At 60.5% G+C, this 20699-nt stretch carries 19 protein-coding genes; 13 read left to right on the top strand and 6 right to left on the bottom strand.

Features of this window, described 5'->3' with window-relative positions; all coding sequences use genetic code 11:
• Positions 1-308: 308 nt before the first annotated feature.
• The 5 genes from ABD903_RS20435 to ABD903_RS20415 all read left to right on the top strand — a co-directional run bounded on the left by ABD903_RS20435 (position 309) and on the right by ABD903_RS20415 (position 3839).
• Positions 309-929, top strand: coding sequence for a hypothetical protein (locus ABD903_RS20435; RefSeq protein ID WP_345227267.1), 621 nt, complete (start codon positions 309-311; stop codon positions 927-929).
• A gap of 43 nt (positions 930-972) precedes the next feature.
• A complete protein-coding gene (locus ABD903_RS20430; RefSeq protein WP_345227265.1) occupies positions 973-1602 on the top strand; it encodes a hypothetical protein in 630 nt (209 codons plus the stop codon).
• A gap of 155 nt (positions 1603-1757) precedes the next feature.
• A complete protein-coding gene (gene ruvX, locus ABD903_RS20425) occupies positions 1758-2171 on the top strand; it encodes a Holliday junction resolvase RuvX (RefSeq protein ID WP_345227263.1) in 414 nt (137 codons plus the stop codon).
• A complete protein-coding gene (def, locus tag ABD903_RS20420; RefSeq protein ID WP_345227261.1) occupies positions 2168-2755 on the top strand; it encodes a peptide deformylase in 588 nt (195 codons plus the stop codon). Before ruvX ends, def begins: the two co-directional genes overlap by 4 nt.
• A gap of 97 nt (positions 2756-2852) precedes the next feature.
• The gene (locus ABD903_RS20415) at positions 2853-3839 is read left to right on the top strand and encodes a zinc dependent phospholipase C family protein (RefSeq protein ID WP_345227259.1); all 987 of its coding nucleotides are present in this window, start codon (positions 2853-2855) and stop codon (positions 3837-3839) included.
• Positions 3840-3932: 93 nt separating this feature from the next.
• On the opposite strand, the gene ABD903_RS20410 is transcribed toward ABD903_RS20415, so the two are convergent.
• Entirely contained in the window at positions 3933-4448 is a 516-nt protein-coding gene (locus ABD903_RS20410) for a GNAT family N-acetyltransferase (RefSeq protein WP_345227257.1), read from the bottom strand.
• Between the two features lie 73 nt (positions 4449-4521).
• Here ABD903_RS20410 and ABD903_RS20405 point away from each other — a divergent pair, with 73 nt between their 5' ends.
• Positions 4522-4893: a DMT family protein gene (locus ABD903_RS20405; RefSeq protein ID WP_345227255.1), complete on the top strand. Its 372-nt coding sequence runs from the start codon at positions 4522-4524 to the stop codon at positions 4891-4893.
• A 153-nt stretch (positions 4894-5046) separates the two neighbouring features.
• On the opposite strand, the gene ABD903_RS20400 is transcribed toward ABD903_RS20405, so the two are convergent.
• From ABD903_RS20400 to ABD903_RS20390, 3 genes are all read right to left on the bottom strand, one after another.
• Complete coding sequence (locus tag ABD903_RS20400; RefSeq protein ID WP_345227253.1) at positions 5047-5487, bottom strand: DUF1810 domain-containing protein; 441 nt, start codon at positions 5485-5487, stop codon at positions 5047-5049.
• 216 nt (positions 5488-5703) lie between these two features.
• Positions 5704-7188 carry a T9SS type A sorting domain-containing protein gene (locus tag ABD903_RS20395; RefSeq protein ID WP_345227252.1) on the bottom strand — a complete coding sequence of 495 codons (1485 nt, stop codon included), beginning with the start codon at positions 7186-7188 and terminating at the stop codon, positions 5704-5706.
• A 55-nt stretch (positions 7189-7243) separates the two neighbouring features.
• The gene (locus ABD903_RS20390; protein ID WP_345227250.1) at positions 7244-8773 is read right to left on the bottom strand and encodes a T9SS type A sorting domain-containing protein; all 1530 of its coding nucleotides are present in this window, start codon (positions 8771-8773) and stop codon (positions 7244-7246) included.
• 184 nt (positions 8774-8957) lie between these two features.
• On the opposite strand from ABD903_RS20390, the gene ABD903_RS20385 reads away from it, so the two are divergent.
• Together ABD903_RS20385 and ABD903_RS20380 are read left to right on the top strand one after the other, a co-directional pair.
• Positions 8958-11279: a patatin-like phospholipase family protein gene (locus ABD903_RS20385; protein ID WP_345227248.1), complete on the top strand. Its 2322-nt coding sequence runs from the start codon at positions 8958-8960 to the stop codon at positions 11277-11279.
• A 125-nt stretch (positions 11280-11404) separates the two neighbouring features.
• Positions 11405-12052, top strand: a complete 648-nt coding sequence (locus ABD903_RS20380; RefSeq protein WP_345227246.1) for a hypothetical protein — start codon at positions 11405-11407, stop codon at positions 12050-12052.
• Positions 12053-12152: 100 nt separating this feature from the next.
• Here the strand turns inward: ABD903_RS20380 and ABD903_RS20375 are convergent, their stop codons facing one another.
• Entirely contained in the window at positions 12153-14327 is a 2175-nt protein-coding gene (locus ABD903_RS20375) for a T9SS type A sorting domain-containing protein (RefSeq protein ID WP_345227244.1), read from the bottom strand.
• A 425-nt stretch (positions 14328-14752) separates the two neighbouring features.
• On the opposite strand from ABD903_RS20375, the gene ABD903_RS20370 reads away from it, so the two are divergent.
• The 4 genes from ABD903_RS20370 to ABD903_RS20355 all read left to right on the top strand — a co-directional run bounded on the left by ABD903_RS20370 (position 14753) and on the right by ABD903_RS20355 (position 18795).
• Positions 14753-16555 carry a M61 family metallopeptidase gene (locus tag ABD903_RS20370; protein ID WP_345227242.1) on the top strand — a complete coding sequence of 601 codons (1803 nt, stop codon included), beginning with the start codon at positions 14753-14755 and terminating at the stop codon, positions 16553-16555.
• A gap of 337 nt (positions 16556-16892) precedes the next feature.
• A complete protein-coding gene (locus tag ABD903_RS20365) occupies positions 16893-17561 on the top strand; it encodes a carboxypeptidase-like regulatory domain-containing protein (protein ID WP_345227240.1) in 669 nt (222 codons plus the stop codon).
• Between the two features lie 191 nt (positions 17562-17752).
• Complete coding sequence (locus ABD903_RS20360; protein ID WP_345227238.1) at positions 17753-18163, top strand: hypothetical protein; 411 nt, start codon at positions 17753-17755, stop codon at positions 18161-18163.
• A gap of 251 nt (positions 18164-18414) precedes the next feature.
• Positions 18415-18795 (top strand): hypothetical protein, encoded by a 381-nt coding sequence (locus ABD903_RS20355; protein WP_345227236.1) that lies wholly within the window; start codon positions 18415-18417, stop codon positions 18793-18795.
• 158 nt (positions 18796-18953) lie between these two features.
• Here the strand turns inward: ABD903_RS20355 and ABD903_RS20350 are convergent, their stop codons facing one another.
• Positions 18954-19961 carry a glycoside hydrolase family 43 protein gene (locus tag ABD903_RS20350; RefSeq protein WP_345227234.1) on the bottom strand — a complete coding sequence of 336 codons (1008 nt, stop codon included), beginning with the start codon at positions 19959-19961 and terminating at the stop codon, positions 18954-18956.
• 220 nt (positions 19962-20181) lie between these two features.
• Here ABD903_RS20350 and ABD903_RS20345 point away from each other — a divergent pair, with 220 nt between their 5' ends.
• Positions 20182-20613 carry a carboxypeptidase regulatory-like domain-containing protein gene (locus ABD903_RS20345; protein ID WP_345227232.1) on the top strand — a complete coding sequence of 144 codons (432 nt, stop codon included), beginning with the start codon at positions 20182-20184 and terminating at the stop codon, positions 20611-20613.
• Positions 20614-20699 lie beyond the last annotated feature (86 nt).

Genomic DNA, 20699 nt, shown 5'->3' with positions numbered 1-20699 from the left:
GCTATACAGACAGGAACAGGGGCCAGACAAGGTATCAAATTTAGTGGAACGATTCCAAGATTGCAGTACGAAACATGTACGCATAGCCATTTTCCAATAAAAAGCCAGCTTTGTATTTCAACAATCCTAATTAGGCGGCTGATACCCAACGCCGAGGCAACGCCTGAACCGTTGGCAGCGGCAGTCCTGGGCGGCTTGCGAGGCCAGGGTAACGGTGGTAGCGTGTAGTCGCAACTTGCATTATTTGGCTGATTCCTTACCTTATCACCCGGTATTATCAGTAGCGTACTTTTTATTCCCCTATCCCCATGACGCCCCCTCCGTACTATTTGGTTGTTGCCTGGCTGGCCCTGGCGGGCTGCCGAAAAAACGACGGCCCGACGCTGCTGGAAGGCCAGGTGGTGGACCGGGCCACGGGCCGGCCGGTGGCCGGGGCCTGGGCCCAGCTGCAGGCGCAGCCCGGCAGCGGGGGCGTGGGCGGCTACCAGCCCGCCGGCGACCGGCAGGCCTGCGACGCGCAGGGCCGCTTTTCCTTCGCTGCCGAGCCGCCCGGCGGCCACCTGATCGTGATGGCCGGCTCGGCCCAGGGCCACTTCAGCAGCTACGGCGAGGTGCCGGCCGTGCGCGCCGGGCGCCGCAACCGGGACTTGCGCGTGCCCGTGCAAGCCCCCGCCTGGCTGCGCGTCCGCCTCACCGACGAGCCGCCCGCCTCCCGCGTCTGGCTATTTGTCGGCGGATTTGGCCTGTCTTCCGCCAACCACATTAGTATCGCTCTTCCTCGCGACACCACCGTGCTCCGCCCGATTGTGGCCGGCCAGGACCGCCGCATTGTGTGGCACATAACGGATATACAAGCGGTGAAACGGGAATACAGCCGCGAGGTGAACGTGCCGGCGCTGGACACGCTCACCCTCGACATCCGCTTTTGAGTAGTTTTCGCTTTCGTTTTTTACGCCATTTTATCCTACCCCTATGAAGCCCTTCCCGTACTATTTGATTATTGCCTGGCTGGCCCTGGCGGGCTGCGAGAAGCGGGAGGGCTCCACGCTGGTGGAGGGCCGGGTGGTGGACAAGCACACGGGCCAGGGCGTGGCCCATGCCTCGGTGCAGGTGCTGGCCCAGCGCGGCAGCGGGCTGGCCGGCGGCTACGCCCCGCTGGGCGACCCGCACCCGGCCGACGCGCAGGGCCGGTTCGCCTTCCGCTTCGAGGCCGAGGCGCACAGCAACTACAAGCTGGCGGGCTACGTGCCGCAGCGCTACGAGGCCTCGCTGCAGGACAGCCCCGGGCTGCGGCGCGGCGGCCGCAACAAGGACCTGCGCCTGCCCGCCCTGCCCTACGCCTGGGTGCGCGTGCGCCTCACCAACCGGCCCCCGCGCCAAGCGGCCGATGTTTTCGTGGCGCCGTTTTTACAGGATGCCCGTGGATCAAATGCTATTGATCTATCTCGTCAAGTGCGCGACACCACTATCCTGCGCATGTACTACGCACACTTTGAGCACATGCTCAGTTGGCAGATTATCATTAATGGCCAGGTAGTGACAAATCAACGCCGTGTTCGATATCCAGCATCAGACACGACTGAGGTCGAAATACCGTTTTGAGGCTTCTTCTTACAAGCTTGCATTTTGAGCTTCAGGACTGATTGCGCTTTTTTGGCAATTCTCTTCCGAGCCCGGCCCCCGCGCCGGGCTCTTGCGTTGGGTCGCGTATCTTTGCCCGCGTAAACCGCCCGCTTTCCTTCGTTCCCGCTTTCCTTATGGCCCGTCTGCTTGCCATCGACTATGGCCACAAACGCGTGGGCCTCGCCGTTACCGATCCGCTGCAAATCATTGCCACGGCCCTGGATACGGTGCATAGCAAGGACCTGCTGGCCTACCTGAAAGCCTACCACCAGCGCGAGCCGCTGGAAGCCATTGCCGTGGGCATGCCCCGCACCCTGCGCAACGAACCCACCGACGCAACCAGCGCCGTGGTGGGCCTGGTGCGCCAGCTGCGCCGGGAGTTTCCCGACGTACCGGTGCACGAAGTAGACGAGCGGTTTACCTCCCGCATGGCCCACCAAACCATGCGCGACGCCGGCCTGGGCCAGAAAGCCCGCCGCGACAAAGCCACCGTGGACCGCATCAGCGCCACCATCATTCTGCAATCTTTTCTCGAATCCCGCCGATGATTTACCCCATCGTAGCCTATGGCGACCCGGTGCTGAAAGCCCGCGCCAAAGACATACCCACCGACCTTCCCGCTGCTGAGCTGCAAAAGCTTATTGCCGACATGTACGAAACCATGTACTACGCCCACGGCGTGGGTCTGGCCGCGCCGCAAATCGGCAAAAGCGTACGTCTGTTCGTTATCGACTCGGCCCCCATGGTAGAAGATGACGAGGACGACAACGAGCCCGCCGAAACTGGCATCAAGCGCGTGTTCATCAACCCCGTGATGGTAAGCGAAACCGGCGAAGAGTGGGCTTTTGAGGAAGGCTGCCTGAGTATTCCCGGCGTACGCGAGCGGGTAATGCGCTGCCCCGACATTGTGCTTCGCTACGAGGATGAAAACCGCCAGGTGCACGAGGAGGCCTTCAGCGGCATGACGGCCCGCGTAATTCAGCACGAGTACGACCACCTCGAGGGCGTGCTGTTCACCGACAAGATTTCGGGCTTCAAGAAGCAGCTCATCAAGGGCAAACTCACACGCATTGCCAAGGGCGAGGCCAAAGCCGATTACCGGCTGCGCTTTGCCGGCCAGCGCGGGCGGTAAATGTTGCTGATGCTCATGCCTTTCTTTTCGAAAACGCCCGGTTGCTCCGGGCGTTTTTGCTTTCTTTGAGTGGACTCTAGTGCCTTACCCATTCCCCATGCGTCGCCGCCCCCTGCTTGCCGCTTTCCTTGCCCTTGCATTTTGGCTCGTGCCCCCGCAGCCCGACAGCCGCGCCTGGGGCTTTTACGGGCACCGCAACATTAACCGGCTGGCCGTGTACACCCTGCCGCCCGAAATGGTGGGCTTCTTTAAGGCGCGCATTGAATACCTCACGGTAAATGCTACCCGGCCCGATTCGCGGCGCAACGTGGTGCCGGGCGAAGCACCTCGTCATTTTATTGACCTAGATGTGTACGGCGACAGCGCCGCCTACAAGCTGCCCCGCAACTACGCCGACGCCGTGGCCCGCTACGGCGAAGACACCCTGCAACGCCACGGCATTGTGCCCTGGCACGTGGTGCGTATGAAGGCTCAGCTCACCGAAGCCTTCCGCAAGCGCGACGCCGACCGCATCATCAGCCTGGCCGCCGACATGGGCCATTACGTAGCCGATGCCTGCGTGCCGCTGCACACCACGCACAATTACAACGGCCAGCTTACCGGTCAGCGCGGCATTCACGGCCTATGGGAGTCACGCATGCCCGAGCTGCTGGCCTCGAACTACGACTTTTTCACCGGCCCCGCACCCTACCTGAAAAACCCCACCACGGCCATTTGGGCCACGGTAACGCGTTCCAGCGCCGCCGTCGACTCGGTGCTGCGCTTTGAAAAGGAGCTGACGCAGAAGATGCCCGAGGACCAGAAGTATGGCTTTGAGGAGCGTGGCGGACGCACCAACCGGGTGTACTCGCAGGAGTTTACCCGCGAGTACCACCAACGGCTCAACGGGCAGGTGGAGCGCCAAATGCGCTACGCCGTGCGCATGGTGGGCGCCTTTTGGTACACCTGCTGGGTAGATGCCGGCCAGCCCGACCTAAAGAACATGCCCACGATTTCGGAAGCCGAAATCAAACGGTTGGCGGCCGAAGACAAGCAGGCCCAGCAGGCCGCGCCGCTCGTGAACGTGCCGGGTCATACGGACTGATTGTTCATCAACCGCCGGGGAGCAGCCAGGAACACCCCGATAGCTCCCGATTACAACCGGCCGCCCATTTAACCCGCCCGACGGGTGGCCCGGCTATGGCCGGCGGCGGACCATGTACACCACACCTACCGGGGAGCCGTCGTCGGTGGAAAAGGCGCCGGGCAGACGGCCGAATTCCACAAAGCCGGCCCGCTCATACAGCCGCCGGGCTGCCGGGCTTTGTTCCGACACCATCAGCTCAATTTGCTCCAGGCCCTCAAGCGCGTCGAGGCGGTGCAGTAGGTGTTCGAATAAGCGCATGCCGATGCCGCAGCTCCGAAATTCCGGCGTTACAAACATGCCCCAGATGGAGCCGCGGTGCTGGGCGTTACGCCGCGTTTCGCGCACGAACCCCAGCATGCCCACAAGCCGTTCGCCGGCAAACGCGCCCATAATGAAACGACCTGCAACGCTGAACTGCTGGGTAAAGCGCCTGTCAATAAAAGCCATTTCCTCTTCCAGCGACGAGCCGAACGCTTCGGGGTTGCTTTGCAGCGCCTGCGCACGCAGGTTGTGAAACGCAGCCTGATCGGCGGGCACTAGTTCCCGGTAGTGAATGGGCTCGTTCATGGCGCGGGCAAACGTTTTAAATCAATTGCGGTATGTTGGGGCTTACGGCTCCTGTAGTTTTCCGATTCGTCCGATGAAAGGCTTGCTCACCCTGGCGTTGCTTACTGTTTCTAACCTGTTCATGACGTTTGCCTGGTACGGGCACCTGCACTTCAAGAAATTGCCCTGGTTTAGTAAGTTAGGGTTGTTTGGGGTGATATTATTCAGTTGGGGACTGGCCTTTTTCGAGTACGTGTTTCAGGTGCCGGCTAACCGCGTGGGCTTTGCCGAGAACGGCGGCCCGTTCAGCCTGTTCCAGCTCAAGGTTATTCAGGAAGTGGTGTCCTTAACGGTGTTCACGCTCTGCGCCGTGTACGTATTCAAAACCGACAAGCTGGCTTGGAACCACGTACTCGGTTTCGCGCTGTTGGTGGCGGCCGTGTACGTTATTTTCCGGAAGTGGTAACGGCCCAATCGGCACCACAGAAATCGGCCGAGGGGCCATCTTATTGCCTATGCGCAGCAAAGCGCCGGACGGAGTCTTGCTTTAAACTGGGGTAACGACCAGCTGTACGGTACTCAGCGGTGCCTTGGTGTTGTAACAGCGCTGTCTAAGCCGCTACCCGTTATGCTGGCCGAGAAGATGCAGTGTACGCTCATCGGGCTGGCCTTTGTAAAACTTGTGTAGCACCGCCTGGAATACGGGATGGGCATTGGGCAAGGCCGCAAACAGCGTCATGCTCGACCTCAGCTTTAGGTCGTCGGGGCTGCCCAGAACGGCGGTGGCGTTGTTGCCAGGCAGCGCAAGCAAGGCCCCGCTAATCTCCACCAGCCGTGCGCCCAACTCTGCGTGCTGCGCGTACGCCTGGGCTTCCTGTGCATCGCGAAGGGCGTAGTATTGGGCGGTGGAGCTAAAGCCCAAGCCCTGGATCTGGGGAAAAATGTACCACATCCAGTGGCTTTGCTTGCGGCCGCGCTTAATCTCGGCCAGTGCCACGGGGTAATCGGTTTCCTGCGCGTCCAGGAAGCGCTGCAGGGAGGTTGCGGGAGCTTGCTTCATGGGCTTCTTACGAGGAATCGGCCACCAACGGCTTCGGATGAGCTTGCCCCGGCGGGCCGCCCGCAGGTTTTCCCCGGTGCCGCGCCTCTGGTGGAGATTGACGGCTGAAGCCGGGCGCCCCCGGCGCAAGCCGGCCGGGCGCGGCCCCTTTGCCCGCCCAAAGAGCGGGGCTACGCTCGTCAGCCGGGGGCTGCTGATTAGGCCGCCGGCCCGGGCTTACTGCGCCCGCAGTACCTTCAGCACTTCCGTACGGCCGTCGTGGCGCAGGTGCAGGAAGTAGAGGCCGGCCGGCAGCGCGGGCAGGGCCAGCGGCACCCGCTGCTCGCCTGCCGTAACTGGCTGCCTGGCCGCCCAGACTTGCTGCCCCACATGGTTAAACAGGGAAACGGCAAGAACCTGAGTGCGCTCCACGGTTACTTGCAGAGACAAGTCGCGGGTGAACGGGTTGGGCAGAGCCACGGCGGTGCCAGCCGGCTGCCGGGCAGCGGCGCTTAGCACGGGCCGGCAAAGTGGATACGTAGTTCCCCACCAGTCGGGGCCCTTGCGGTAGCCAATAAGGATGGTAGAGATTTGCGTTGCGGTCATTTCGTCGTCGTACGACAGAATCATACCCAAGCCAGTGCTGTAGTAAACCTCTTGGCTATAGTCGATTGGTGGCGACGTCACCCACGAGGTATCTGCTGGGGAACATATGAAGGCCATCCGTCCTTCGTGCCGCAGGACGGGGCGCCCTTTAATTGACAGATAATTGACGATGGCATCGTGCAGCCGTGTTCCCATGGTGCTGGTTCGGCTTTCGCGCACGTATTGGCCGGTTGCGGCCGCCAACAAGGCGGGCTGGGTGTTCGAGACGGTGAGCGTGTGGACGTAGGCGTTGGTGCGGTTCTGGGAGCAGCGCCACAGGCGGTAGGTAAGCGTATCGCCGGTGCGGCTGGCCGTGCGGGTGAGCACGCTGTCGCCGTAATTGAAGCTGTAGCTCGCGCCGGGCTGCCGGCTGTTATGGGTGTACTGGTACCAGAACACGTCGCCGGGCTGAAAATCATACACCGCCAAAGGGCCGAACACGGCCTGTCCCAGCCGCTGCGTGGGCAACGCGGTTAGGGCCAGGTTACGCACCGGGCGGCGCGGGCTGAAGTAGTCGAGAATGGTCGGGCCACCAACAAAGCCGTAGGTTTTGCTCAGGCGCAGCACGCGACCGTCGCTAAAGGTGATGCTCACCACCGAGTCGGGCTGGCCCAAAACGGTAGCAACAGAACGGCTGCTAACCCATGCATTTACGCCTCCGCCGGCAAACCACAACTGGTTGAGCGGCGCGTATGGCTTTAAGACAAACGTGGAATTGAGCGCTTGCCGCTGGAGCTGCAATACATACTCAGGCCGCGCAGTTGCCGCGGCCGTGATACGCAACGTTGCCCCGAACAAGTTCTCGGCGTAGCGGTACAGGGCGAAAGGCAGCTGCGTCCCGCAGGCACTGGTTCGGTTGGTGGGATGGGGCCCCAGTCGCCGGTTGAAACTGTAAATAGAGTCGCTACCGATAATACCACCCTGCTTTTGCAGGCGCAGGCTGTAAATGGTGTCGCCGGGGCTTTGGGTGAGTTGATAGAGCAGGCCCGGCCGAAACGGGCAGTACCGATGGGCCAGCGCCGCTTGCTGAGTGCCTATCAGCAGCAGTAAAAAAGACAACAGAACACGAGTCTGCATAGGGCATTACAACTAACCTGCTGCTCTATATGGCTTGCCTTCGCAAGGATGAAACCTAATCCGCCCGCACGATTTTCACGATTTCCGTACGGCCGTCGTGGCGCAGGTGCAGGGAGTAAAGGCCGGCCGGCAGCGCGGGCAGGGCCAGCGCGAGCTGCTGGGTACCGGCACTTACGGGGCAGCTCGTTTCGTGCACCAGCTGGCCCAAGGCGTTGAACACGCGCAGCTGCGCCGTGTGGGCGCGCCCGGATTCGAAGCGCACCGTCAGTTCCTGGGCAAACGGGTTCGGGAATACGGCCGTGCTGGCAGCCGGGCGGTAGTCGGCTACTTTCAGGATTTGGGAAAACGTACGCAATGTGCCCCACTGCTCGGTGCCGCTGCCAGTGGGCAGGTTCACCTTGCGGTAGCCCAGCAGCGTGGTGGTGAAAGTTGCGGAAAGACCCCATGTGGAAGAAGACACCAAGCCTAACCCAGCGGCAAAGCGTTGCTCGAAAGTATTATCAATGATTTCGCTCAGCCGCACACTGTCGCCGGTAAAGGGGCCGCATGCTACTTGCCGGGTTATAAGCGGCGTAATAGGGCGGCGCATGTAGGCAGCTGCCGAAGAGGACGTTGCCAAACTTACCCTCACCACTCTCGTCCCGGTATTAACGGGACTCATAGCCGAATTAGTTAGCATGGGCACATTTCCCACCGAGGAGCTACCGCTTCGCGTTACTACAACCGTTCTTACCACGGGCGGCAACAAGGTAGTGCCCGCCGGGCCGGAACACGAGTTCGGTGGCGCGTTGGTATAACTGTACTGCCGCCTTAACGTTCTCGACCAGATAGTGTACGTGATAGTGTCGCCAGTCTGGTTAGGAGTACGCGTGAGTACACTATCCCGCTCCCACTCCTCCGAGCACAACCCAACAAAGGCTTCATGCTGGCTATGTTTTAGAAATACGTCATTAGGCTGAAAATCATGCACGGCCAACGGACCGGTTAGCGCCGTACCCAGGCGCAGCTCCGGCAACGCCGAGAGGCTCAGCTGCCGTACCCGCTGCCCGTTCAGGTAAGCGCCCAAGGCGGGCCCGCTCAGCAAGCCGTAACGCTTGCTTATTTGAAGGGTCTTGCCGTCCGATAGCGCAATGGTCACCACCGAATCGGGCTGGCCCAGCACGGGCGCTACGGCGCGGCTGGTTACCTGCGCCGTAAGGCCGGCGGCCGTGGCGGGCCAGGGCTGATTGAGGGCGGCGCGGGGGCGCAGGGTAAAGGTGCGGCCGTTGGCAGCGCTTAACCGCCATTCGTGGCCGGGACGCTTGGTGAGCGTGGCCCCGAACAGGTTATCGGGGCGCTGCACGTGGGTAGCATAGCAGCCCGGTGCCACAAACCGCTTGCCCACCACGCGGCCGTTAAACCGAAACACCGAATCGGCACCCACTAACGTGGCGCTTTCCAGCCGCAGGGTGTGAATGGTGTCGGCGGCCGTTACGGCTTCGGTAAACTGATAAGCGGTGCCCATGCGAAAGGGACGGTAATCCTGAGCCTGAGCGGCCGAGGCTACCAACGCCAGCAGGACCGGCAACGCGTACAAGTGCTTCATAACAAACAAGTAAGAATGATACCCAATGCTTTAATCCACCTTCGCTATACCTCATCCGTAAAGCATTGCCAAAGTACAGATTTGACATTTTCCGGACGCAATTATCTTTTTAAAACTTAACCGCCTACCCTCTGCGTACTAGGCATACTTTCCCGGCCGGCCATTCGGCCCCTGAACCTGTACTATGCTCCCTTTTCTACGCCGCTGCTTGCCGGCTTTTTTTCTGTTGTTAACGGCCGTTTCGGTGGCTCCCGCCCAAAGAGTGGGCTTGGTATTCAGCGGCGGCGGGGCCAAAGGCCTGGCTTACGTAGGCGTGCTGAAAGTGCTGGAGAAAAACGGCATTCCCATCGACTACATCGTGGGCACCAGCATGGGCTCGGTGGTGGGCGCGCTGTACTCGGCGGGCTACTCCCCCACCGAAATCGAGAAGCTGGTGCTCGACCCCGAGTTTCAGTACTGGGTATCGGGTAAGCAGTCGACCGACAAAACCTTCAACTACATTACCGCCGACCCTAACCCCTCGGCCCTGCGCGTGGGTCTGGCCATTGACTCGTCGTTTAAAACCCGCGTGACGCCTAACTTGGTGAACGACGTGAGTTTGAACTTTGTGCTGGCTAAAATGCTGGCCCCGGCCGGGGCCATTTCGAACTACAACTTCGATAAGCTCTTTGTGCCCTTCCGCTGCCTGGCGGCCGAGGTGTTCACGCGCAAGGAAGTGATTCAGAAGGAAGGCTCGATTTCCGATGCCGTGCGCAATTCCATGGCCGTGCCGCTGGCCTTCCGCCCCATTCGCAACCCCGATGGCCGCTACCTCTTCGACGGCGGTATTTACAACAACTTCCCCGTGGACGTGATGCGCACCGAGTTCAAGCCCGACATCATCATTGGGGTGAACGTGGGCGACGTAGCCTACAAAAAGTATCCCTACGGCAAAGACGACCAGCTGCTGCTCGGCTCCATCGTGTTTCTGGGCGCCGACGTGGCCGATACCCTGTCGGTGGGCCCGAACGGCATCTTCATACAGCCCGATCTGGAGGGTTACGGCGCCACCGATTTTGCCCGCGTGAAAGAGCTGATTGACCTCGGCACCAAAGCCGCCGAAGCCAAGCTGCCCCAAATGAAGCGCCGCATTGCGCGCCGCGCCGACACGCTGGAGCTGGCCGCACGCCGCCTGGAGTTCCAAGGCCGGGCACCCCAGCCGCGCTTCGACCGGGTAACCGTGCAAGGACTGGAAAACCAGCAGGCAGCCTTCGTGCGGCGGTTTTTCCGGCGCAGCAGCAAAATGTACACCATCGACGAAATCGAGGAAGGCTACTACCGATTGTCGTCCGATGACTTCTTCCGCAACATTTACCCGCGCATCCGCTACGACCAAGCCGCGCAGGGTTACGTCTTCAGCCTCGATGCCCGCCAGAACAACAACCTCACCGGCGAAGTAGGCTTTGCCCTAGCCACCCGGCCCGTCGATAACTTCTACTTCGGCATTGAGTACCGTTTCTTGAAGAACTTCCTGTACCAGGCCGCCGCCAGCGTGAACATCGGCAGCTTTTACAACGCGGCCAAGGGCTCGTTCCGCATTAACGTGCCGGCGCGGGTATCGTACTACATCGAGCCGAACATCGTGTACAACGAGTGGAACTTCCAGAAAACCGGGGGCCTGCTGGGGCGCGATGTGCAAAGCACCCAGGTACGGCAGCAGGACCTGAAAGCCGGGGTACAAATTGGCGTAAGCCCCAACTACCGCAGCCGCATGCTGCTGGAAGCCGCCTGGTTTACGCGCCAGGATGAGTACGCCAATGTGAACGAGCTGGTAAACACCGACAAGCTCGACGAGACCGACTTTGTGGGCTATACCGGCGCGGTGCAGTTTGCCCGCAACACCCTCAACCGCAAGCAGTACGCCACCGATGGCCGCCGGGCGGTATTTACGGTGCGCGGCGTGTACGGACGCGAGCAATTCATGCCTGGCTCCACGGCCCAGGTGCGCGACGTACTGGAAAGCGACCGGCGTTGGCTGCAGATCCGGGCCTTTACCGAGCAGTTTTTCCCCTTGAAGGAAGGCAAGCAAAGCTGGGGGTACTTTGCTGAAATCATGGTGAGCGGCCAGCCGCGTTTCTACAACTACCGCTCGTCGCTAACCACGGCGCCCGTTTTTGCCCCGCTGGCCGATTCGCGTACCCTGTTTTTGGAGAATTACCGCTCGGCGCGGTACGTAGCCGGCGGCCTGCGCTTCTCGCAAACCCTGTTTGGCAAGCTGGAATGGCGCTCCGAAGGGTATTTGCACGTGCGGCACCAGCCCCTGCGCCTGGGCACCGACCAGCGCGCCGAGCGCGACAGTCGCTTTTCCCTGGACCGCCCCCGTTTGACGGCCAGCACCGGCTTTATTTACGAAACGCCCGTGGGCCCACTGGCCCTGCACGTCATTCACTACGACGACAAAGCCAAGAACTGGGGCGTGTTCGGCCACATCGGCTACCTGCTGTACCAGGCCCGGGCCTTGGAGTAAGCCCAGCGGCTGGTAATGCCTTTGCCCGTAAAAGCAAACCTTAGCCCATGAAAATCATGTGATTGCGCCCAGCCGGAGCGCCCTCTAGTTTTGTGCCGAACCTGACCTATAACCTGCACAACGCTATGAAACGCTTCCTGCTCACCGTACTGCTGGCCACGGCCTGCTTCACCGCCAGCTTCGCTCAATCACGCGAGATTTACGAAAGCCCGCAGTTCAAAACCCTCAGCAAAAACCACAAGCAGCTGGCCATTCTGCCCTTTGCCGTTACCATGACCACCAAGCGCCTGCCCAAGGGCATGACGGCCGAAACCGTGCGCGAGCAGGAGCTGCAAGAGGGCAAGAACATTCAAAGCGCCTTGCACAGCTACTTCCTGAAGCACCAGGAATCGGACCACTTCACGGTAGGCTTTCAGGACATCAACAAAACCAATACCCTGCTGGCCAAAGCCGGCATTACGCCCGATAACGTAGCCACCAAAACCAGCGAGGAACTGGCCCAGCTGCTGGGCGTGGATGGCGTGGTTTCCGGCTCGTTCGTGACCGACAAACCCCTCTCCGATGGTGCTGCTGTGGCCATGACGGTACTCGTGGGCGTATCCGGCCCCACCAACTCGGGCCGCACCAGCATCAGCATTAACGATGGCGCCACGGGCGAGCTGCTGTGGAAGTACGACAAGAGCCTCTCGCGCGGCCTTGGCTCCGACACCAGCACCATCATCAACGCCATTATGCGCAAGTGCTCCAAGATGTTCCCTTACGCCCGCTCGTAAGGCCTCTGCACCTGCGTTTAATCGACAACGCCCCGGCTGGTTGAGCAGCCGGGGCGTTGTGCATTTGCATCAGGGGAATACCGCTGCTGCGGCCCCTGGTTTAGGGGTGGCTCACAAAGGGCAACGTACGGCTGAACCCGGCCGCGCCGCGCACCTGAACCAGGTACGTTCCGGCGGGCAGGTTATCGGCTTCCACGGGGTGCTGCGCTGCCCCGGTTAGGGTGCGCTCCTGCAGCACCCGGCCCGTGAGGTCCGAAATCAGCACGGTGTACGCTCCGGCTGGCAGCGCTGTTAAATCGAGGGTTGCACGGCCTTGGGCGGGGTTCGGGTAAATAGATAACGCCACGGCCGGCTGCTCGCCAAAATGCACGGCCCTGATGCCGCTGTACTCCGACTGCCCATCGAAATCGACCTGGCGCAGGCGGTAATACACCGTGCTGTAGCCCAGGCGGGCTGCGCCAGCGTCGCGCAGGCGGTATTCGGTGGGGCTGGCCGTGGTGCCCTGGCCGGTTACAGCCGCTATCTTCTCGAAGCTGCGGCCGTTCAGGGAGCGTTCCACGTCGAAATGGTCGTTGTTCTTCTCCTGCGCGGTGGCCCAGGAAAGCAGCGCATCGGCACCCTGAGCGGTAACTACGAAACGGCTCAGCTCGACCGGCAGCGGAGGCCTGATGGCGGTGGTTACGGAGGCTTCGTTGTTGCTGAGCTGAGGATCGGGCACGGAGCCGGAGGCGGTAGCCACAATGGTAAGCGTACTCACGCCGGGGGCCCGGAAGGTTACGGTATTCACCGTGGCGGGTGCATTGCTGCCTATGGAATTGATGGGCGGGAAGCTCACCACGCCCGTAGAGGGGTTGTAATTGCCGCCGCTTACGCTGCCGGCCGGCAGGTTTTGGGGCAATTGAAGGCGGGGCACCACGTTCAGCGCCGGCACCGTGCCACGGTTGCTGGTGGTCATGGTGTAGGTAACCTGCGAGCCGGCCGAAGCCTGCGCAGGTCCGGTCACGGCCGCCGCTACATCGGCGCCCTGCACGCTAATCTGGATGTTCGCGGGGCTGGAGGTGTAATCGGCCCCCAGAATGGACTGAATGGTGTAAGGCACCGTAACCGTGCCTGCGAAGGTACCGGCGGGGCGGAAAACCACCAGACCGCGGTTGTTCACGGTAAATTCACCCTGGCCCGGTACCGTTATGGCCGTTTGCCGGCCCGCGGTGTTGGGGTCGAGGTCTACGGAACCCAGGTCGATGCTGCTGCCCGGCGCCACGTCGTTGCTGAGCACGTTCAGGGTAACGGCGGCATTGTAGTTGGTGGAGGCCAGGTCGTCGTTGGCAAACGGTACCTGCACAATGTTCAGGTTTCTGATTTCGTGCACGTTGGTGCTACCACCCGTGGAGCCCGCGAAACCCAGCCGCAGGTTTTGGGGCGGCGTGGGCACGGTGAAGTTGCTGATGGCCGTTTTGACCAAAGCGCCGTGCTGAATGCGTACCGTAATGCGGTACGTGGTAAGCGCGCCGGTTCGGGTGGGCACTACGTCGATGAAGGCGCGGCGGTAATCCGTGGAGCCGGGCTGGGCGCGGGCCGTGGGTACGTCGAGACTGAAGTCCAGGTCGCCGGGCTGGGTGCCGGTAAGGTAGGGATAATCGGTAGCCGACGAGCCGTTGCCGGCGCCGCGAATGGCAATGGCGTTGGGCACGCGGCCGGTGGCATCGAGCGTGGCGCTGCTGCCCGTACGCCCTTCGCGGGCATTAGAGAAGTTGCCGAACTCATCGATACCAATGCCGATGTACCCCCGCGACACGCCATCGGACATGGGAACAACGGTTTTCTGCGCGTAGCCGAGCGAACCGCCCGACGCCCCGATGCGAAAGCCCGAGCTAGGCTGGTTGGCATCGACGAGGAACAGCGAAAAGCCGTCGGCACCGTCGGTGGTGGTTTTGCCGTACGAGAAGAACTCAAACGAAATAGTGAAGCCCGCGCCGGAAGGAAAGCCCACGTTGTCGATGGTATAGCCCGCCTGGTCGGGGAGGGCGTCGGTCAGGCGCAGGTAGCCCTGGCCCACCGCGTCGTTGCCGGTGCCGCCGATGCCGGTTAGCCGGGCAGCTCCGCCAAAGCTAAAATTGCTGGCGGTGCGGTTCCGAAAGGTTTCGTTGCGCGGAAATGCCGGCGTTGTTTGGGCCAGCGCCGAGGCGCACGAAGCGGCTGCAGCCACTGCCAGCGCGCTTTTTCGAACCCAGGACAGCCGCGTAACCCGCGACGACAGAGTAGTAAGTTGGTTCATAGAGAGTATGGTAGAAATGGAAGGAAAAGACGGTATCGAAATTTGGTTTTATGAAGGAAGGCACCTGCTTTGCAAATCCCAATAGCCGGTCCTACCGCTTTCTTTCTTTAATGCCATAAATTCAAAATATTCACGGCGTATGAAATGATATTTACTGAATAGTCCTACTCAAATACTCACGACGAACAACTCACTTTTGTGCTTTCCTTACCTCTGAACACACTGCAGGTATTATAACTTATCAAACAACTGATTTGATTCTACACGGAATAATCGTAGAGTGTGCCTACCCCTCGTGGTATTCATTTTCCCTGAACCTCAGCCGCTGGCAGGTTTAGGCGCACCGGAATTGCGCAACATTTACCGGGCGCGGCGCAACGCAACGCGCCATTTCTGCATCCGTTGACGGATCTATCATCAACCGCATGAACGCACTTCCGCGCCTGGGCCTGTTGGCCGGCCTACTTCTTACCGGCCTCTCGGCTGCCGCTCAAAAAGAGCTGACCTACACCGTTACCATGGACCCGGCGGTTTCGACCAACGAGTTTCAGGTGGCCTTGCAGCTGCCCAAGCTCAAGAAAGACCAAGCCGTGTACCAGTTTGCTTCTACCGCGCCCGGCACGTATCAGGTCATGAACATCGGCCGCTTCGTGCGCAAGTTCGAGGCCTTCGATGCCAAGGGCAAACCCTTGGAAACCAAACAGCTTTCCACCAACCAGTGGCAGCTGGCCCGGCCCGACAAAACGCGCGAAATCCGCTACACCATTGCCGAAACCTGGGACACGCCCGTTACCGAGCACCGCGTGTACCGCATGTGTGGCTCGTCGTTGGAAGCCGACCACGCCCTGATTAACGCGCACACCATTCTGGGCTACCCCCAGGGCATGCAGGCCACGCCCCTGCGCATTAAGCTGAACTACCCCCAGGGTTGGAAAGTGGGTACTCCGCTCACGGCCGATGCCAAAGGTTACTACACCACCAAAAACTACGACCACGCCGTGGATTCGCCGTTTTTGCTGGGCCGCCTAACCGAGGCCACCACCAAGCTTGGCGACGCGGAAGTGGCCCTATACTGCTACTCCAAAACCGACCAGATTCAGGCCCAGCCGCTGCTCGGGCAGATGCAGAAGATGCTAAATGCCGCGCAGGCGTTTCTGGTAGAGCTGCCCGTGAAGCGCTACACTTTCCTATACCACTTCGAAGACCAAAGCCAGGGCGCCTGGGAGCATTCCTACAGCTCGGAGTACGCCTTGCAGGAGCAGCCGCTCACGCCCGAGTACGCCCAGCAGATTACCGACATGGCCGCGCACGAATTTTTCCACATCGTTACGCCGCTTAACATTCACTCCGAAATCATCGAGCGGTTCAACTTTGTGCAACCCACCGGCTCGCAGCACCTGTGGCTGTACGAGGGCGTGACCGAATGGGCCGCTCACGCCATGCAGCTGCGCGGCGGGCTGGTACCTCTTGAGGATTACCTAACCACGCTGCGCAACAAAGTGGCCTACGACCACCAGCGGGCCGACACCACTTACTCGCTCAAGCGTCTCGGGCTCAACTCGTTTTCCGACGAAGGCCAGCAGCAGTACGGCAACATTTACCAGCGCGGCGCCATGACGGCCGCCCTGCTCGATTTACGCCTGCTGGAGCTAAGCGGTGGCAAGCGTGGCCTGCGCGAGGTGCTGCTGGAACTAACCAAGCAATACGGCCCCAGCAAGCCCGTGAGCGAACAAACGTTCTTTGACGACTTCACCAAAGCCACGTACCCCGAAATTCGGGACTTCTTCCGGCGCTACGTGGAAAACGCCGAGCCGCTGCCGTTGCAGGAATACTACGCGAAAGTGGGCATCCGCTACGCCCCGGCGTTTGACACCGGCCGCAAGCTGGCGTCGCTGGGTACCAATGGGTACGCCATGCAGCCCACCGGCGTGATGTTCACCGAGGTCAGCCCAGCGCTGCAAACCTGCGGCGTAAGCCAGGGCGACCTGTTCGTAGCCTTTAATGGCATGGCCCTGAAGCCCGAAACCCTGCGGGAAACCTTTACCGCCATGCAAAACGCCAAACCCGGCGCCGAGGTAGAGCTGACCATCAACCACGAAGGCAAGGAGAAAAAGGTGCGCTGCCGTACCGTGGAGCGGCCCGAAATTCAGCGCTACCACTTTGCCCTCGATCCGCAGGCCACGCCCGCGCAGCTGGCCCTGCGCCAGATCTGGCAGAAGAACATCTAGGCCGAGCGTATTCCATTGCAAAGCCCCGGTTGCCTCGGCAGCCGGGGCTTTTTGTATGCTGGTAGCTGTAGTTACGAAAGCCCAGCCAAGCGGTAATAGCAAGGTTATTAAAAGCGAAGCTGCTACGCAAACCTCTGTTTATCACGACCATTTTAGCGGCGGGCTGTTTCCGTTCGCGCACAATCCAGGTCCTTTCGCACAGCCGAGGTTGGTATCAGGCCAATTTCCGGGGGCCGGCGCGCACCATGCGCTACTCTTGTAATGTCAACGGGCCAGCAAGTTATGAGCGACTCCCGGTGATGATGCACTCCCACACACACCTTACTAGTTTAACGCAATGGCCCTCTCTGCCTCCCCTTTCCATCCTACCACGGGCGAACTGCTGCCCGTGTACCGCGACGCCTACTTGCGCGGCGACCTGTCCAAAGCCCACAGCGCGGCCGTGGATGCCTACTTCAAGAAATACGGCACCAGCGGCACCGACGCGTGGCAGCGCTTCCACCAAATGCAGCAGGAAGGCGAATCGGTACAGGCCGTGGGTTGGGTACAACGCCAGTTTGACCTGTTGAAAGTGCAACCCCAGCGCATGCGCCGCCGGGCCGCCACCTTGGTTACCGCTGCTGCCTTAATAGCCGGGGCTACCATGGCCGGCAACCACGTCACAAGCCCCGCCGATAACATCGCGCTGGACCTGAGCGCTGCCGAATCCTCGGCTGCCATGCGTACGGTAACGGTACGGGGCCGCATCCTCGACGAAAACGGCAAGCCGCTGGTAGGCGCTACCGTGTTGGAGAAAGGTTCGCTGCGTGGCGTGAGCACCGATGCCAACGGCAACTATTCCTTGCGGGTATTAGCTGGTCGCCCCACCACGCTAGCTTACGGCTACGGCGGTTACGCCGACGACGAACTGCAAGTGCGCGGCAACGCCACCAACAACGTGACCCTGGTGCCCCGCGACAACGAAGCCCCCGTGGTGAAGAAGCACCGCCGCTGGTTACTGTTCTAGACCTTGGCCTCTTAACCCAGTATTGCGCCGGTGGGCTGCGGTTGCAGTAGCAGGGCGGTAACGCCATGCCGTCGTGCAAAGCTTTCGTACCCACCGGCCTTTGCTGTGCCATAACGCCCCCGGCAATTTGTCGGGGGCGTTGCTGTTAGGTATCTGTCACCTCTTTATGCTACTCTCGGTTCTCCTTTGCCATGAAACTGCCCTTTTTCTCGCGTGCTAAATCCCCGGCCGACCCCTCTCCCGCCGCAACCGTAGTCCAGAATATGCTGCGCGAACTACCCGAGCTTATTGCCGTTGCTGTGGGCGATGTAAGTACTGGGCGCACACTGGCAAGCCATACTACTGCCAAAGGATTTAACCCGGCAGTAGCTGTTACCTACAACGCGGCTGTCATCCGGGAAAAACGCAAAGCCACCGTTGCATTGCAATTAACTACCGAGCACATCGATGACATTCTTATAACCCTAACCACGCAGCTGCATCTGCTACGGGTCACGCCCGACGGCCAAAGCTTTTTATACTTGGTTGTCAGTCAAAAGGAAATAAATCTAGCCATTGCACGTGCTGTACTACGCCAGCAGGCCGAACTCTTTGCGCAATAGCAAAACAGCGTTTCCCCTTTCATCTAGCACATCCTCTCCTTCGGCCAGCCAGAACCATCATCCGTCAAGAATCCCATTTGCAGCGGCTCTTGCTCTGCTACTTTTGATTCACCGCTTGGGACTACATAAGGCCTCTACTGCTACTCGTAACCACCCTTTGCGTGAAACCAAAAAACTACCGCCGCAAGCCACCGACTAAAGCTGGTCTTGCTCCGTCGCGACTTTCCACCACTTCTTTTTCTTTGTTACCCATGGCGTATTCTACCTCCAATGCCGCCGGCCAAGCCGTGCAAAACATCATCAACGAGCTGCCCCAGCTGGTGGCCGTGGCCATCGTGGACGCGCAGTCGGGCATGTGCCTGGCCTCGCACACCAACAACCCCAGCATCAACCCCGAGACGGCCGCCGCCTACAACACCGAGGTGGTGAAGCAAAAGCAGAAGGCCATGGCCGCCCTCAAGCTGCAGGGCGAGCAGATCGACGACATCCTCATCACGCTCACCAACCAGCTGCACTTGATCAATTTGCTCGACGACGGCAAGAAGTTCATCTACCTGGCCGTCAACAAGCGCGACATCAACCTGGCCATTGCCCGCGACGTCGTTCGCCAGCAGGCCGACTTGCTCAAGTAAGCTTGCCAAAAGGCCCTTGTACGGCATAGGTAACCCGAAAAGCAAAGTGCCGCCATTCTTTTCCAGGAATGGCGGCACTTTGCTTTTCGGTTAGTTTTTACGTGTACCCATCGGGCACAAGCAGTCAATACTTACCCAACCTACTGCCTGCCCAGTACTTATTGCCGCTCGGTTACGGGCACCGGCTGCGGTGTGCGCGACGGCGTGCCGCCCGTAACCAGTCGCGGCCACCCGTCCACATATTCCAGCCGGTCCAGCAGCATCACCCGCCGCGAGTAGCCCTGGTCGGCGTCGATGGCGTCGAAGGTGGGCTGTTGCGGATCGATGGCGTGGTAGGCCAGCCAGTCATGGCCGGCCGCGTCGCGGATAACGCAGTTGTGGCCGGGCGCGTGCCAGTCGGCGTTGCCTTCGAGAATGGTACTGTGGCCGTGGCCCAGAAAGCTGGCCAGGGTCTCGAAGGGGCCGGTGGCGTGGCGGGCGCGGGCTACCATTACGCCGTAATGGGCATCGGGCCCGCAGCAGTTGTTGCCCGAGTAAAAGAGGTAGTACCAATCGTCGCGCAGCACCACCCAGCTGCCTTCCACTAGGCGCTGGTAGTTGGCGGGGTCGTCGTTGGGTACGGGCTGCACCAGCTCCAATACTTCACTGCCGGGCAAAAACGACACCCGGTCGGGAGCTAATTCGCGCACCATCAGTGGCCCGAACCCCGAGCCCCAATACAGCAGCCGCTTGCCCGTGGCCGGGTCATCGAATGCCATGGGGTCGATGTGTACGAAGCCGGGGCCGCACTGCAGGGGCTGGCCTACGTCGCGAAAAGGACCGGCCGGGTTATCGGCCACAGCCACGGCCAGGCACAAGCCGTGGTCGGGCTCGGGGCTCAAATTGGGCTTGGCTGAATAATAGAGGTAATATAGCCCTTCGTGGCAGCTGACGTGCGGCGCCCAAAATTTCTGAGTGGCATCGGCCCAAACCGGCTTTTCGGGCAGCGCGTCGCCCAAGTGCTGCCAGGTTACCAAGTCCGGCGAGCGGGCCACCTGTATGCTCAGGATGAGGGTACCGCGCCATTTGGTTTGGGTGCCGTAGGCATAGTAATAGCCGTCGGGTGCCAGAATAATGGTTGGGTCGGCGAAATCGTCGTCGAGAATGGGGTTTTGGTAGGTGCTCATGGACAGTCCTGCTTCACAGAGGCCGCCGCTGCAACGGCCCCACGGCGGAGGTTAATACGATTGAAAACAGGTGTACGAAAAGTGTTCAGCTTGGTGCTAGGCAGAACATAGGCTAGCTAAAAACGAAGCACGCACACGGCGGCACCTATTTTTCACAACTCTTCTCGGCAAAGTGCGTTTGTAAAAGCCTGTTTTTCCTTTTTCGTCCAATTTCCGACGTATGCGCTCCACCGCTTTTTACTTGCTTTGCCTTGGTTTCGGTCTGGCCCCAGCTTGCTCCTGGGCACAAAATTCGGCGCAGGTGGCCGTAGCTCAACCCAACCGTGCGGCCGCTCCGGCCGTGCTCGGTTGCAACAGCATTACCGGCCGCGTAACCGACGAAAACGGCAAACCGCTGGCCGGCGCCACCGTAATGCTGCGCGGCAGCCATGACGCCGCCAGCACTAATGGAGAAGGCCGATTCCTGGTGCCCGTAAAAACCGCTTTGGCGGCTGGTTCGGTCCTGGAAATAGGCTCGGTGGGCTACGCCAGCCGCGAGTTGCAGCTGAGTTCTTGCCAAGAGCAGGAAGTAAGCTTGCTGCTGCTGCCTGGCACCAAACTGAAGTCGGATGGCCGTGTGAAAAAGACCAGCAGCACCGGCAAAATTCGTTAGGGCTAGTTACCCTGGGTGAATAACATGCCACCCTTGCGCACTAAGGAAAAAGCTGCGCAGGGGGCTGTATGCTCCTGAATCCTCTT

The organism is Hymenobacter koreensis, assembly GCF_039541855.1.
In the GTDB taxonomy this organism is placed as follows: Bacteria; Bacteroidota; Bacteroidia; order Cytophagales; family Hymenobacteraceae; genus Solirubrum; species Solirubrum koreensis.
The sequence above is the reverse complement of the archived record's forward strand: the minus strand, read 5'-3'. Positions and strand labels throughout refer to the sequence as shown.

Coding starts and splice junctions, on each gene's coding strand:
- ABD903_RS20435 (WP_345227267.1), top strand. CDS start 309: ATGACGCCCCCTCCGTACTATTTGGTTGTTGCCTGGCTGGCCCTGGCG.
- ABD903_RS20430 (WP_345227265.1), top strand. CDS start 973: ATGAAGCCCTTCCCGTACTATTTGATTATTGCCTGGCTGGCCCTGGCG.
- ruvX (WP_345227263.1), top strand. CDS start 1,758: ATGGCCCGTCTGCTTGCCATCGACTATGGCCACAAACGCGTGGGCCTC.
- def (WP_345227261.1), top strand. CDS start 2,168: ATGATTTACCCCATCGTAGCCTATGGCGACCCGGTGCTGAAAGCCCGC.
- ABD903_RS20415 (WP_345227259.1), top strand. CDS start 2,853: ATGCGTCGCCGCCCCCTGCTTGCCGCTTTCCTTGCCCTTGCATTTTGG.
- ABD903_RS20410 (WP_345227257.1), bottom strand. CDS start 4,448: ATGAACGAGCCCATTCACTACCGGGAACTAGTGCCCGCCGATCAGGCT.
- ABD903_RS20405 (WP_345227255.1), top strand. CDS start 4,522: ATGAAAGGCTTGCTCACCCTGGCGTTGCTTACTGTTTCTAACCTGTTC.
- ABD903_RS20400 (WP_345227253.1), bottom strand. CDS start 5,487: ATGAAGCAAGCTCCCGCAACCTCCCTGCAGCGCTTCCTGGACGCGCAG.
- ABD903_RS20395 (WP_345227252.1), bottom strand. CDS start 7,188: ATGCAGACTCGTGTTCTGTTGTCTTTTTTACTGCTGCTGATAGGCACT.
- ABD903_RS20390 (WP_345227250.1), bottom strand. CDS start 8,773: ATGAAGCACTTGTACGCGTTGCCGGTCCTGCTGGCGTTGGTAGCCTCG.
- ABD903_RS20385 (WP_345227248.1), top strand. CDS start 8,958: ATGCTCCCTTTTCTACGCCGCTGCTTGCCGGCTTTTTTTCTGTTGTTA.
- ABD903_RS20380 (WP_345227246.1), top strand. CDS start 11,405: ATGAAACGCTTCCTGCTCACCGTACTGCTGGCCACGGCCTGCTTCACC.
- ABD903_RS20375 (WP_345227244.1), bottom strand. CDS start 14,327: ATGAACCAACTTACTACTCTGTCGTCGCGGGTTACGCGGCTGTCCTGG.
- ABD903_RS20370 (WP_345227242.1), top strand. CDS start 14,753: ATGAACGCACTTCCGCGCCTGGGCCTGTTGGCCGGCCTACTTCTTACC.
- ABD903_RS20365 (WP_345227240.1), top strand. CDS start 16,893: ATGGCCCTCTCTGCCTCCCCTTTCCATCCTACCACGGGCGAACTGCTG.
- ABD903_RS20360 (WP_345227238.1), top strand. CDS start 17,753: ATGAAACTGCCCTTTTTCTCGCGTGCTAAATCCCCGGCCGACCCCTCT.
- ABD903_RS20355 (WP_345227236.1), top strand. CDS start 18,415: ATGGCGTATTCTACCTCCAATGCCGCCGGCCAAGCCGTGCAAAACATC.
- ABD903_RS20350 (WP_345227234.1), bottom strand. CDS start 19,961: ATGAGCACCTACCAAAACCCCATTCTCGACGACGATTTCGCCGACCCA.
- ABD903_RS20345 (WP_345227232.1), top strand. CDS start 20,182: ATGCGCTCCACCGCTTTTTACTTGCTTTGCCTTGGTTTCGGTCTGGCC.